Origin of the sequence: Pseudonocardia adelaidensis, assembly GCF_039543345.1 — a bacterium.
GTDB lineage: Bacteria > Actinomycetota > Actinomycetes > Mycobacteriales > Pseudonocardiaceae > Pseudonocardia > Pseudonocardia adelaidensis.
Genome location: NZ_BAABJO010000006.1, coordinates 200,790 through 213,711, shown reverse-complemented (window position 1 = coordinate 213,711; position 12,922 = coordinate 200,790). Strand labels below are relative to the sequence as shown.

Here is a 12,922-nt window from a genome sequence, read left to right as displayed (position 1 = left end):
CCGTACGGCACCACCGGCCCGCGGCCGATCATGACTCGGGGTCGAGGTTGATCCGGATGGTGAGCATCCGGTTGCCGTCGGCCAGCGCGCGCAGGAGCACGCCGTCGAGCCGGTACGCGGGCCGGCCGCGCCCGAGGGCGCGGTGGCGGGCGTCGGCGTCGTCGCCGGGCAGCGGGTGCGCGGTGCCGGTCCGCCAACGGCTGCGCCACCCGTCGCGCAGCCGGGGCGGGCGCGCCTTGATCCGCACCCGCGGATCGGCCCGCAGGTTGCGCACGTACGCGCTCCGCTCGCCGAGCGCCGCGAACAGCCAGAAGGTGTCGCCGTCGAGGCCGTTGGCCACCGGGACCCGCCGGACCCGGCCGGTGCGCCGTCCGACGGTCTCGAGCACGGCGTACGTCGGCGGCTCGAGCCCGCGTGCGATCAGGCCCGCGACGAGCGGGTTGATCAGCTTGTTCTGCAGCGGGAGGATGCTGCCCTTCAGGCCGTGGTGGGACACGGTTGCTCCTCGGGTTCGTCGGCGGGGTGCCGCCCCGAGGACGGAACGGGGCCCGGCGGCGTGACAGCACCGCACGGCTCCGCGGCGGCGAGCCAGCGTCTCGCCGTGCGGATGGGGTGCTCGGGCTCGTGGGCGATCGCGGTGGCGAGCAGCAGCCTGGCCTGCCAGGGGCTGAGACCGCTCGCCATCAGGGCACCCGCGTCGGCGAGGCTGGCGCCGGCGCCGCGGTAGTGGCCGTGGACGGGGCCGGCGGCGACCCGGCTGGCCACGGCGACGGGCATGCCGCGGCGAAGCAGGGCGACCGTGCGCCGGGTCAGCTCGGGCGTGGTGTTGCCGTCGCCGAACGCGGCGATGACGAGGCCGTCGGCGCGGGCCCGGAGCGCCGCGTCGAGGGCGGTCGTGTCGGCACCGAGGTACTGGGCGATGACGTCGACCCGGGGCAGGTGGCCGGGCAGGGGCAACGGGGGAATGGCCGGGGCCGGGCGGTGCTCGACGAGGCCGTCGGGTCCGGTGGTCGCGACGGGGCCCGTTCCCGGCACGGCGAAGGCACGCCGGGCGGTCGTGTGCAGCTTGCGGACCCCGATCGCGGGCCAGATCTGCCCGTCGAAGGCCACCGTGACCCCGGGCCGACGGCGGCCGGCCCATTCCAGTGCGGTGGCGAGGTTCGCCGGCCCGTCCGTCTCGGGGTGGTCGAGGGGGAGCTGGGCGCCGGTGACGACCACCGGGGCGTCGTGGTGGTGGACCAGTGCGAGCAGGAAGGCGGTCTCCTCGAGGGTGTCCGTGCCGTGGGTGACCACGACGGCGTCATGGCCCGCCGCGTGGGCGGCGACGGCTCGGGCCAGGTCGAGCAGGTCGTCGGTGCTGGTGGCCGACGAGAGCCGGGCGGCGAGGTCGATGGGCGTGACGACCGTGCCCGTGGGGGACCGGCTCGCCTCCAGCAGGTCGGTCGCGGTGGCGGCGACCGCGCGCCCCGCGCGGTGCGTGCGGGAGGCGATCGTGCCACCGGTGGCGAGCAGGGCGATCCGCGCACTCATCCCGGGACGTCGGCGGTCGCGGTGAGGTCCTGGGGCCGGATCGGCACCCGGTGGATGGCGGCGCCGGTGGCCCGCCGGACGGCGGCGGCGACGGCGGCGGGGACCGACAGCATGGGTGGTTCACCGACCCCGGTCAGGCCGTAGGGGGAGTCGGGCCGCAGGTGTTCGAGGATGTCGAGGTGGTGGGCGCCGACGTCGGCGGCGGTGGGGATGAGGTAGTCGGTGAAGCCGGGGTTGAGGATGCGGCCGTCGCGGACCTGGATCTCCTCCATGATCGCGAGGCCGAGGCCCTGCACGATGCCGCCGTGCATCTGTCCGGCCACCCCGAGGGGGTTGATGGCCTTTCCGACGTCCTGGGCGCACGCGACCTCGACGACCTCTACGGTGCCGAGCTCGGCGTCGACGTCCACCGTGACGCGGTGGGCCGCGAAGGCGTAGGCGACGTGGGCGTCGCCCTGCCCCTCCTCGTCGAGCGGTGACGTGGTGCGGTGGCGGAAGACGGCGGTCTCGTCGACGGCGTCGTCGATGAGCTCGGCCAGTGGGATCGCCCCGGTCGGCGTGTGCACGGCACCGTCCTGCAGGCGCAGGTCGTCGCGGGGGTGCCCGGTGCGGGTGGCGGCGCGGGTGAGCAGTTCGTCGCGCACCCGGTGGCAGGCCTGCTGGACGGCGCCGCCCGACATCCAGGTCTGACGGGACGCCGACGCGGTCCCGGCGTCGCCGACGGTCGTGTCGGTCGGGAGGAAGCCGACGTCGGCGACGCCGAGCTCGGTCCGGACGATCTGCTGTTGAACGGTGACCAGACCCTGGCCGACCTCGCTGGCGGCGGTCTGGACCTGCACGGCGGGCCGGCCGTCGGGGCGCAGGAACAGGCGCACGCGGGCGGTGCCGTAGTCGTCGACCCCGGCGGACTTGCAGATGTTCTTGATCGAGAGGCCGTAGCCGACGCCGCGGACGGTCGGGGCGCCGTCGGTGCGCGGTGGGGCCGGGGGACGGGCGGCGACGCGCTCGAGCAGTTCGGCGACCGGAGCGGGCCCGTCGACGGTCTGCCCGGTGGCTATCGTGGAGCCGGTGGTGACGGCGTTGCGCAGGCGCAGCTCGACCGGGTCCATGCCGAGGACGCGGGCGAGCTCGTCCATCTGCGACTCGTAGGCGAAGCACACCTGGATGGCGCCGAAGCCGCGCATCGCCCCGCACGGGGGGTTGTTGGTGTAGACCACGCGGGCGTCGACGTGGACGGACGGCACCGCGTAGGGACCGGCGGCGAAGCACCCGGCGTTGCCGACCACCGCGGGCGAGGTCGAGGCGTAGGCGCCGCCGTCGAGCAGGATGTCGGCCTCGACGGCGAGCAGGCGCCCGTCGCGGGTGGCGGTGTGGGTGTAGCGCATGCGTGCGGGGTGGCGGTGCACGTGCCCGACGAAGGACTCCCGCCGCGGATAGCTCATGGCAACCGGCCGCCCGGTGCGCAGGGCCAGCAGGGCGGCGTGGGCCTGGACGCTGAGGTCTTCGCGGCCGCCGAAGGCGCCCCCGACCCCGGCGAGGGTGAGGTGCAGCTGCTCGGGCGGCAGCCCCAGCGCGGCGGCGAGCTGGTCGCGGTCGATGTGCAGCCACTGGGTGGAACACCGCAGGTGGATGCCGCCGCCGGCGGTGGGCTCGGCCAGGCAGGACTCCGGCCCCAGGAAGGCCTGGTCCTGCATGCCCACGTGGTACTCGCCGCTGACCCGGACCAGGCCCGGGTCGTCGGGGACGGGGTCGCCGTGGCGCAGCCGGAGGTGGCGCACGAGGTTGCCGCCGGGGTGCAGCTCGGCGGTCCCCGGTGCGGTGGCGGTCTCGGCATCGGTGATCGCGTCGAGGACCTCGAAGTCGACGACGACCGCCTCGGCGGCGCGGCGGGCGGTCGCGGGGCTCGTCGCGGCGACCACGGCGACCGGTTCCCCGACGTAGCGGACGAGCCCGTCGGCCAGGACGGGCTGGTCGCGGCGTTCGAGCCCGAAGCGGTTCGTGCCGGCGACGTCGTCCGCGGTCACCACGGTGAGGACCCCGCGGATCGCCAGCGCGCGGGAGGTGTCGATGCCGCGGATGCGCGCGTGCGGGTGCGGGCTGCGCACGGTGGCGCCGTGCAGCATGCCGGGCACGTGCAGGTCGGAGGAGAACTCGAACTCGCCGCGGACCTTCGCGGGCCCGTCGGGGCGGGCCGCGGCACCACCGACGCCGACGCCGGGATCGGCTGCGGTGCGCGGACGTTCGGGCGCAATGCTCATCGTGGGACGTCCTTCCGCCGCTGCGCGGCCAGTGCCACGGCGTCGAAGATGCCGTGGTAGCCGGTGCACCGGCACAGGTTGCCGGCGAGGGCCTCGCGGGTCTGCTCGGTGGTGGGGTCGGGGTGGTGGGCGAGCAGGTCGTGCACCGCGACCACCAGTCCCGGCGTGCAGAACCCGCACTGCACGGCGCCGCAGTCCAGGAAGGCCTGCTGGACGGTGTCGAGCTCCCCGTTGTCCGGGCTGAGACCCTCGATGGTGGTGACCTCGTGCCCGTGGACCTGGTGGGCGGGCACCAGGCAGGAACACGCGGTGCGGCCGTCGAGGGCCACCAGGCAGGAGCCGCACTCGCCCTGCTCGCAGGCGTTCTTGGTGCCGCGCAGCCCGCAGCGTTCCCGCAGCGCGGTCAGCAGGCTCTCCCCGGGGGGCACGTCGTGCAGGGCGACCTCGGTGCCGTTGACGGTGAACCTCAGCATGTGCGGCTCCAGGCCTGCCGGGCGCAGCGGGCCACCAGGACGGCGGTGACCCGCCGCCGGTGATCGGCGGTGCCGCGCAGGTCGTCGATGGGTGCGGTGTCCGATGCGGCGCGGCGCCCCAGCTCCGCCCACCACCCCTCGTCGGGGGCGGTGCGAGCGGACCAGTCGAGCTCACGGGCGCCGAAGGCTTCCGCCGTGCGGGCGCGGCGCGGCGTGGGCGCGACCGAGCCGAGCGCCACCCCGAGGTGGCGCCTCTCCGGGTCGATCCGCACGGCGGCAGCGGCGACGGAGATGACCATCGCCCGGCGGGTGCCGGTCTTGGCGAACGCCTCACCCCTCGCCGTCGTCGCGCGCACCGCCGTGATCAGCTCGTCGGGGGCGAGCACGGTGCGGCCGGGCCCGAGGAAGAACTCGTCGCTGCGGACCTCCCGGATCCCGCGCACCGAGGCGACCTCGATGGACGAGTCGCCCGCGAGCATCGGGAGCAGGGTGTCCCCGGCGGGGGACGCCGTGGCGATGTTGCCCCCGAGGGTCGCGCGGTGGCGGATCGGCGGGGACCCGACCAGGCGCGCCGCGGCCGCGAGGGCGGGCAGGTGCGCGGCGAGCTCGTCGGTCACGCGGGTCAGCGGGAGCGTCGCCCCGACGCGCACCCGGTCCCCGTCGAGGTCCCAGCCGCCCAGCTCGGCGACGTCGCCGAGGTCGATCACCTCGTCGAGCCTGCGACGGCCCTCGTTGACCGCGACCATCACGTCGGTGCCGCCGGCCACGACGGTCGCGGACGGCCGCTCGGACCGCAGGGCCAGCGCGTCGGACAGCGACGTGGGCCGGAAGTAGTGCTGATCCACGGTCCTCCTCACTCCGTCGTCGCGGCCGGCGTCTTGGCGGCCGGGGCGAATCCGGCGGGCGCCCGCTCATCGGCCGCGGCAGCCGGGGCGGGCAGTTCGTGCATCCACACGGCGGCGACCGCGGACACGAGCGCCGCGACGCACATGTAGACCGCGATCGCCGTCCAGGTCCCGGTCGCCGAGAGCAGGCTGGTCGCGATCAGCGGGGCGATCGCGCTGCTGATGACGGTGCCGAGCGTGTAGCCGAGGGACAGGCCGCTGTAGCGCACCGGCGCGGGGAACACCTGCGCGAAGAACGTGGGCATCACCCCGTAGTTGGCGGCGTAGGGGACGAACAGGAGCACGAACCCGACCAGCATCCAGGCGAACGAGCGGGTCTCGAGCAACAGGAACCACACGGGGGAGAACACCGCCATCGCGACGGCGCCGGTGATGAAGATGCCCTTGCGGGACACCCGGTCCGACAGCGCGCCGAAGGCGGGGATGGCCACGATCGTCACCACGTTGATCAGCAGCACCAGGGTGAGCATCGTGGCGCGCGACATCCCGAGGGTGCTGGTGCCGTACGTCAGCACGTACACCGTGCCGACGTAGAAGACCACCCCGGCTCCCGCGTAGGACAGCATCATCAGGATCGTCAGGAGCCAGTGGCGGGTGACGACCTCGCGCAGCGGGGCCCGTGTGGTCTGCCCCCGGGCCGCGGCGCGGGCGAACTCGGGGCTCTCGCTGATCCGGATCCGCACCACGAAGCACGCCACGAGCAGGACCACGCTCAGCCAGAACGGGACCCGCCACCCCCAGGCCAGGAACGCCTCCTCGGACATGCCGGAGACGGCCAGGAACGCGAGGTTGGCCAGCAACAGCCCCCAGCCGGCACCGGTGTTGACCAGCGCCCCGAACAGGCCCCGGCGGGCGGGGTGGGCGTGCTCGACGCTCATCAGCACGGCGCCGCCGTACTCCCCGCCCAGTGACAGGCCCTGGAGCACCCGGAGCAGCACCAGCAGCAACGGGGCGGCGATCCCGATCGAGCCGTGGGAGGGCAGCAGCCCGATCGCCAGCGTCGAGCAGCCCATCAGCGCGAGCGTGGCGATCAGGACGGGCTTGCGCCCGAAGCGGTCCCCGAGGAGCCCGAAGATCGCCCCGCCGATCGGGCGGGCCATGAAGGCCACGGCGAAGGTCGACAGGGACAGCAGGGTGGCGATCCGCGGGTCGTTGTCGGGGAAGAACACCTTCGGGAACACCAGCGCGGCCGCGGTGCCGTAGATGAAGAACTCGTACCACTCGATGGCGGTGCCCAGCAGGCTCGCCGAGACCACCCGGACGGGACGGCCGGGGGCGGGTGACGGGTCGGGTTGCGTCATTGCGGTGACCTCTCGCTGGTGCCCAGGTAGCGCACGACCGCGTCGTGCACGATGTCGGCCTCGTCCTGCAGCGCGGCGAGGGCGAGGTAGTCGTCGTCGAGCAGCCCGCCGGCGTCGGGCACCCCGAACATGACGGTGGGCACGCCGTGCCCGGACGGCCCGCCGGCGTCGAACGTGCCGCCGTAGACGCGGTGGCGGACCTCGCCGAGGCGCGCCCGGATCGCGTCCTCCAGCGGGGCCAGCACGTCACGTCGGTCGGCGTCGAGCTGGTGCGGCAGCATCGCCACCCCTTCGGTGACGGTCATCGCGCAGCCGTGCGGCGCGTCGCCGAGCCGCTCGCGCAGGCCTGCGGCCAGCTCGGCGGTGGCCTGGGTGGGAGACGTCCCGGGCAGCAGCCGGCGATCCACGGTGATCCGGGCCCGCGACGGCAGCGTGTGCGGGGCGAGGGGGTCGTAGCTCACCAGGTACGGCACGACCTGCTCGGCGCCCAGCTCGGGGTGCGTGTGCGCCGCGGCCCGGCGGTCGAGCTCGCGCAGTGCGACGACGACGTCCGCGGCTGCGTCGATCACGCGGCCCGCGGCGGGCGGCGTCGAGGAGTGCGTGGCCCGGCCCTGCAGGTCCACGTGGATGTCGACCCGCCCCCGGTTCCCGACCGTGACGGCGAAGTCGGTGCAGAAGAGCTCGACCACGAGGTCGGGCGCCGCAGGCAGGGCCTCGAGGATCGCGATGGAGCAGCCGTGGCTGGAGCGCCCCTCGTTGTTCACGCACAGCCAGAGCGACCCGCGGGCGATGCCGCCGGTGGCCGCCAGGCGGCGCAGCAGTTCGAGCAGCACCGCCTGGTGGGCCTTGTTCTGGGTGACCCCCTGCCCGTACACCGCGAGGTCGTCCCCGTCGGGGGTCGGCCGGAGGTCTCCCGACCACGGGTCGGCCATCTGGTTGTGGTGCTGGGTCGGTGTGTAGGCCATGAGCATCAGCGCCGGGCCGGGCGCCTCGGCCCGCACGTGCACCGCGAACTGCTCGAGGGGAAGGTCGACCACCCGGGCACCCGGAACCCGCTCGGCCAGCGCTGCGAAGCGCGGGCGCAGTGCGCGGTGGTAGGCCAGCAGGACCGGGTCGTCGGGCGCGATGAGCGTCTGCGCCCCCATCGGCACGGCCGAGGGCACCCGGGCCAGCGCCCGCAGGTCCTCGACCAGCTCCTGCCCCGCGAGCTCCCGCCCCTTCGGCTCCGCCGCGGCGCTCACGCCGCCACCCGCGGGGCCAGCGCGTGCAGACCGGGGAGGACCTGTTCACCGAACCCGGTGATCAGCTCCGAGGGCAGGGTGTAGTTGCCGACGTGGCGCAGGTAGAACCCGGTGGCACCCGCATCGACCGCCTGCTGGGCCCGGTGGAGGATCTCCTCGGCGGTGCCGAACAGGCAGAACGTGCGCGCGAATCGGACCGCCATCTCGTCGGTGACGTAGCGCGAGGAGTGGCTGATCGCCTCCTCCCAGTCCTCGGCGTGGACCATGTCGGGGTACACGTCGGGCACCGGTGGCGGTGGAGGCAGCTCGATACCGGCCAGCCGCAGGAAGTCCTGGGCGCCGATCGTCGCCATGTGCAGGCAGATCGGCTTGAGCACCCGGGCGTCGCGCTCGATGTCGTCGGACAGGGCGCAGAACGCGCCGACGGTCACCTCCGGCATCGCGCGCCCGGCCGCCCGGGCGCCCTCGGCCACCGCGCCCACCGTGCGGGTCAGGGTCTCCGGGGACACGCCGGCCAGGGTCAGCACCCCGTCGGCGATCTCGCCGGCCAACCGCAACGTCCGTGGCCCGGACGCGGCGAGGTGCACCGGGACCGCACCGGTCGGGCGCTGCAGGTGCACCTCGCGGCCGTTGACCGCGACCGTCTCGCCGTCGAGCAGGCCCCGGATCTCGGCGATGCCCGCACGCAGCTGCGCCCGCGTGCTCGGCGGGAGCCCGAGCGGTTTCACCGAGCTGTCGCCGGTGCCCAGCCCCAGCCAGACCCGTCCCGGGGCGATGTCGGCGACGGTGTTGACCGCCGAGGCGACCACGCTGGGGAAGCGGGTCGCCACGTTGGTCACCGCGGAGGCCAGCGTGATCCGCTCGGTGCGGTCCGCCGCGAGCCCCATCGCCACCCAGACGTCGCGCCAGAGCAGCTGGGAGTCCGCGATCCACGCGGTGTCGAACCCGAACCGCTCGCTACGAGCGACCTCGTCGGCGACGTCGGCGACGGACATCGCCGGTGGGAAGCGGACGCCCACACGCACACGGGAAGTCATGACCGGGCACGGTAGTAAGATGTCCGACATCCCACAAGTACGATGTCCGACATCGAACAAGAGTGCTACTGTTTCGCCGTGAGCAGCACTGAGCAGGCCTCCCCAGCGCGCCCACGCGAGGACCCGGGGGCCTACACGGCGCTGTCCCGACGGCCCGTGACCGAGGTGATCGCCGAGGTGATCACCGAGCGGATCCGGTCGGGGAGCCTGCAGCCGGGGGACAAGCTGCCGGCCGAGCCCGAACTCGCCCGGCAGCTGCAGGTGGGGCGCGGCAGCGTGCGGGAGGCCATCCGCACCCTGCACACCCTGGGGGTGCTGCAGGTGGTGCGCGGCCGCGGCACCTTCGTCGCCGAGCCCATGCGCCAGTCGCACTCGGAGCAGTTCGTCGGCCTGAGCTCGGTGGGGGGTGCCGAACTCGCCCAGGTTCTCGAGCTCAGGATCGCGCTGGAGACGGCGGCGGTCTCGCTGGCGTGCGTGCGCGCCACCGAGGACGACCTGGCAGAGATGCGGCGGCGGGCCGCCGACCACGAAGCGGCCGCCGAGCGAGGCGACGTCCACGCCGAACACCGCACCGACGAGGCCTTCCACGACTCCCTGCTGCAGGCGGCGCACAACCAGAACCTGCACTCGATGTACCGCATGATCGTGCCCCAGATGTCGGACTTCCGGCTGGAGACGCTCAAGCTCGAACGGTCGAGCCAACGGTTCGTGCCCGGGCACCGCGACATCCTCAACGGGATCATCGCCCGGTCACCCCGCGAGAGCGGCAACGCGGTCGCCCGGCACATCGCGGGTCTCTACAAGGAGCTGCGCGCCGCGATCGAGGAGTCCGGCTCCGCGGCGCCGTCCATGCTCGAGTTCTCCGAGCTGATCTCCTGCTTCACCTCCGACCCGGAAGCGGCCGGGTAGGGCCCACCGGACGACGTCCGCACCCACTGCTGCGAACCGGGCTCAGCGCGGGACAGTCCCGGGGCCGGCCACGGCGATCTGGATGCCGCTGGGCATGCGCGGCGTGTAGGGCGCCTCGAGCCGCTGCGCCTCCTCGTCGGTGAGCCGGAGGCTGAGCGCGGCGGCCGCGTCGGCGAGGTGCCCGGTCCTGGTGGGCCCGACGATCGGCGAGCAGACCACCGGGTTGCGCAGCACCCAGGCGAGGGCGACCTGCGCCATCGGGACGCCGCGCCCGGCGGCGACGGCCTGCACCGCGTCGGCGATCGGCTTGTCGTCGTGTGGCATCAACTGGCGGGCGACGGCGTCGGTCTCGCTGCGGGCGGTCTGCTCGCCCCACGGCCTGGCCAGGCGCCCCTTGGCGAGGGGGCTCCACGGGATGGAGCCGACGCCCTGGTCGGCGAGCAGGCCGAACATCTCCCGCTCCTCCTCGCGCTGCATCAGGCTGTACTGGTTCTGCATCGAGGTGAACTCCGTCCAGCCCTGCAGCCGCGCGGTGTACTGCATCTTGGAGAACTGCCACGCCCACATGCTCGACGCGCCGATGTAGCGGGCCTTGCCCGCCTTGACCACGTCGTGCAGCGCCTCCATCGTCTCCTCGACGGGGGTCTCCGGGTCGAGGCGGTGGATCTGGTACAGGTCGATGTAGTCCGTGCCGAGGCGGGCCAGGGACGCGTCGACCTGCTCCATGATCGCCCGGCGGGAGAGCCCGGCGCCGCCGGGGCCGTCGCCCACCCTGAAGAACACCTTGGTCGCCAGCACGACGTCCTCGCGCCGTGTGTACTTGCGGATGGCCCGGCCCACGGTCTCCTCGGACGCCCCCTGGCCGTAGGCGTTGGCGGTGTCCCAGAACGTGATCCCGAGCTCGACGGCCTCCCGGAAGATGGGCTCGGCCTGCTCGTCGTCGAGCGTCCACCGGTTGTTGCCGCGCGAGGGGTCGCCGAAGCTCATGCAGCCGAGCGTGATCCGGCTGACCTTCAATCCTGACGTGCCGAGACGCGTGTATTCCATGTCCCTCTCCGGGTCGGTGCCAGTTGACGTGCGCGCCCTTGGGCGCGGGGGAGGTACTGCCGTTCCAGGTAACGGCAGTACCTCGCCTACGCGGTTGTGGCGATGCCGCCGTCGACGGGGATCACGGCGCCCGTCAGGTATGCGCCTGCCCGGCTGGCGAGGAACACGGCGACACCCGCCATGTCGTCGTCGCGGCCGATCCGGCGTAGTGGGGCCGACGCCGCGATCGCCTCGCCGAGTTCATCGAGGGTTGCAGCCATCATCGTCGACGGGAACGGTCCCGGCGCCACGGCGTTCACGGTGACGTGCTGCGGTCCGAGTTCCTTGGCGAGCACCCTGGTGAGTTGATGCAGTGCGGCCTTGCTGCTGGAGTACGAGTAGTTGGGCCGCTGGGGGATGTGGATGGCGGCGATGCTGCCGATGTTGATGATCCGCGCCGGATCGTCGGCGGTGCCCGCCCGGCGAAGTGCGGGCAACAGCGCCTGGACCAGCCAGAACGGCGACTTGAGGTTGAGGTCGACGACCGTGTCCCAGGCCGTGTCCGGGAACGTCGCCAGCGGCTCGTCCCACATGGCGCCCGCGTTGTTGACGAGGATGTCGAGACGCTCCGAGTCGGCGGTGACGAGGTCGGACAGTCGCCGACACTGGTCGTGGCGGGACAGGTCCGCGGGGACGGCCCGCACCTCTCCGAATGTGGACAGCTGTTCCTGCGCCCGGGCGCACGCTTCTGCGTCGCGTGAGCTGATGACCACGCGGACGCCCGCCTGGAGAAGGCCACGCGCGATCATCATCCCGATGCCTCTGGTGCCACCGGTGACGAGCGCGCGCTTTCCACTCAGATCGAAAAGTTCTGCATGCGTTGTGAACTGGTTGTCTACCACTTGCCGTCTTTCTCGTTGGTCGTGCGGGATGACACGTCGACGCTGTTCCTGCCATGGAACCCGTACTCGTGCGCGGGTGGGAGTGACCGCTCTTCCGGGTAACGGCAGTACCTCCCAGCACACCGCCGCACGACCTACGGTGGTGGAGTGACCGGCAGCCGGAGGCATGGGCAGGCCGACGAGGTGCGGGAGTTTCTCAGCACCCGCCGCGCCCGCATTACGCCCGAGCGGGCAGGGCTGCCCGTCTTCGGCGGCAATCGACGTGTGACCGGGTTGCGCCGGGAGGAGGTGGCGCTGCTGGCCGGGATGAGCGTTGACTACTACATCCGCCTCGAGCGCGGGAACTTGAGCGGCGTGTCGAACTCGGTGCTGGACTCCTTGTCCCACGCACTTCAGCTCGACGATGCCGAGCGGGCCTACCTCTACGACCTGGCCCGCGCGGCCACTGCGTCCGAGCGTCGGCCGCCCGCTGCGACGGGGCGGATCCGACCGGTGGTTCTGCGGATGCTCGACGCGATGACCGACCTGCCGGCCTACATTCGCAACGGGCGGTTCGACATCCTCGCCGCCAACTCTCTCGGCCAGGCTCTGTACGCCCCGGTCTACGGTTCCCCGTTGTTCGCGCAGCGTGGTCCGGTCAACACCGCGCGGTTCCTGTTCCTCGATCCCGGTTCTGCTGATTTCTGGCCCGAGTGGGAGAAGGCCGCCAACGACTCGGTCGCCTTCCTGCGCACCGAGATCGGCCGGTCGCCGCAAGACAAGGGCCTGACGGACCTGATCGGCGAGCTATCCGCGAAGAGCGACGAGTTCGTCCAGCGTTGGGCTAGGCACGACGTGAAGTTCCACCGCTCGGGCGTGAAGCAACTCCACCACCCGCTCGTCGGGGACCTGGCCCTGCCCTACGAAGCCCTCGATCTGCCCGCTGATCCCGGGCTCCGCATCACCATCTACTCGCCCGAGCCCGACGCGCCCGAACGCCAGGCACTCGATCTTCTGGCCAGCTGGACCGGCTCGACCGCACTCGAGCGCTGACAGTCGTCTCCCCGCCGGCAACCGAAAGCGGCACGACCATGCCGCTCCTGCCGGCCCGGCCCACGACCAACGAACCGTCTCGGCTGCGCGCCAACCTCGTGCGTTTCGCGCCGTGCGCGCACCCCCTGGCCCGCCACGGCCTCGGCCGGACCCTGCACGGCCTTGACCGCCAGCCGGTGGGACCACTGCTCTGGTCAACGCGATCCAGGCCGTCATCGTCGCTGACACCAAGTGGACAGGCTCCCTGAGACGGGGCCAGCTACTCGAGACGCGGGATCGCTTGTCGCGAGCCGGGTCCCTCTCCAGGA

12 protein-coding genes are annotated in these 12,922 nt (G+C 73.1%); 2 read left to right on the top strand and 10 right to left on the bottom strand.

The genetic code is table 11. The features are described from left to right. Window positions 1–28: 28 nt before the first annotated feature. The 8 genes from ABEA81_RS10140 to ABEA81_RS10105 are packed head-to-tail and all read right to left on the bottom strand — an operon-like array spanning window position 29 to window position 8,745. Window positions 29–496: a nitroreductase/quinone reductase family protein gene (locus tag ABEA81_RS10140; protein ID WP_345604645.1), complete on the bottom strand. Its 468-nt coding sequence runs from the start codon at window positions 494–496 to the stop codon at window positions 29–31. After that, window positions 478–1,530 carry an asparaginase gene (locus tag ABEA81_RS10135; RefSeq protein ID WP_345604644.1) on the bottom strand — a complete coding sequence of 351 codons (1,053 nt, stop codon included), beginning with the start codon at window positions 1,528–1,530 and terminating at the stop codon, window positions 478–480. The genes ABEA81_RS10140 and ABEA81_RS10135 overlap by 19 nt, the downstream gene beginning before the upstream one ends. Continuing rightward, window positions 1,527–3,788: a xanthine dehydrogenase subunit D gene (gene pucD, locus ABEA81_RS10130; RefSeq protein ID WP_345604643.1), complete on the bottom strand. Its 2,262-nt coding sequence runs from the start codon at window positions 3,786–3,788 to the stop codon at window positions 1,527–1,529. Before pucD ends, ABEA81_RS10135 begins: the two co-directional genes overlap by 4 nt. Continuing rightward, on the bottom strand, window positions 3,785–4,261 hold the full coding sequence (locus ABEA81_RS10125) for a (2Fe-2S)-binding protein (protein ID WP_345604642.1): 477 nt from the start codon (window positions 4,259–4,261) through the stop codon (window positions 3,785–3,787). Before ABEA81_RS10125 ends, pucD begins: the two co-directional genes overlap by 4 nt. Next, window positions 4,255–5,106 carry an FAD binding domain-containing protein gene (locus ABEA81_RS10120; protein WP_345604641.1) on the bottom strand — a complete coding sequence of 284 codons (852 nt, stop codon included), beginning with the start codon at window positions 5,104–5,106 and terminating at the stop codon, window positions 4,255–4,257. The genes ABEA81_RS10125 and ABEA81_RS10120 overlap by 7 nt, the downstream gene beginning before the upstream one ends. An 8-nt stretch (window positions 5,107–5,114) precedes the next feature. Beyond that, the gene (locus tag ABEA81_RS10115) at window positions 5,115–6,467 is read right to left on the bottom strand and encodes an MFS transporter (RefSeq protein WP_345604640.1); all 1,353 of its coding nucleotides are present in this window, start codon (window positions 6,465–6,467) and stop codon (window positions 5,115–5,117) included. Continuing rightward, window positions 6,464–7,708 carry a peptidase dimerization domain-containing protein gene (locus ABEA81_RS10110; RefSeq protein WP_345604639.1) on the bottom strand — a complete coding sequence of 415 codons (1,245 nt, stop codon included), beginning with the start codon at window positions 7,706–7,708 and terminating at the stop codon, window positions 6,464–6,466. The genes ABEA81_RS10115 and ABEA81_RS10110 overlap by 4 nt, the downstream gene beginning before the upstream one ends. Further along, on the bottom strand, window positions 7,705–8,745 hold the full coding sequence (locus tag ABEA81_RS10105; RefSeq protein WP_345604638.1) for an LLM class flavin-dependent oxidoreductase: 1,041 nt from the start codon (window positions 8,743–8,745) through the stop codon (window positions 7,705–7,707). The genes ABEA81_RS10110 and ABEA81_RS10105 overlap by 4 nt, the downstream gene beginning before the upstream one ends. A gap of 78 nt (window positions 8,746–8,823) precedes the next feature. Here ABEA81_RS10105 and ABEA81_RS10100 point away from each other — a divergent pair, with 78 nt between their 5' ends. Further along, window positions 8,824–9,654 carry a FadR/GntR family transcriptional regulator gene (locus tag ABEA81_RS10100; RefSeq protein ID WP_345604637.1) on the top strand — a complete coding sequence of 277 codons (831 nt, stop codon included), beginning with the start codon at window positions 8,824–8,826 and terminating at the stop codon, window positions 9,652–9,654. 42 nt (window positions 9,655–9,696) lie between these two features. On the opposite strand, the gene ABEA81_RS10095 is transcribed toward ABEA81_RS10100, so the two are convergent. Together ABEA81_RS10095 and ABEA81_RS10090 are read right to left on the bottom strand one after the other, a co-directional pair. After that, window positions 9,697–10,701 (bottom strand): aldo/keto reductase, encoded by a 1,005-nt coding sequence (locus tag ABEA81_RS10095; protein WP_345604636.1) that lies wholly within the window; start codon window positions 10,699–10,701, stop codon window positions 9,697–9,699. 86 nt (window positions 10,702–10,787) lie between these two features. Further along, window positions 10,788–11,582, bottom strand: a complete 795-nt coding sequence (locus ABEA81_RS10090) for an SDR family oxidoreductase (protein ID WP_345604765.1) — start codon at window positions 11,580–11,582, stop codon at window positions 10,788–10,790. Between the two features lie 147 nt (window positions 11,583–11,729). On the opposite strand from ABEA81_RS10090, the gene ABEA81_RS10085 reads away from it, so the two are divergent. Further along, window positions 11,730–12,614, top strand: a complete 885-nt coding sequence (locus tag ABEA81_RS10085) for a helix-turn-helix transcriptional regulator (protein ID WP_345604635.1) — start codon at window positions 11,730–11,732, stop codon at window positions 12,612–12,614. Window positions 12,615–12,922: the final 308 nt, after the last annotated feature.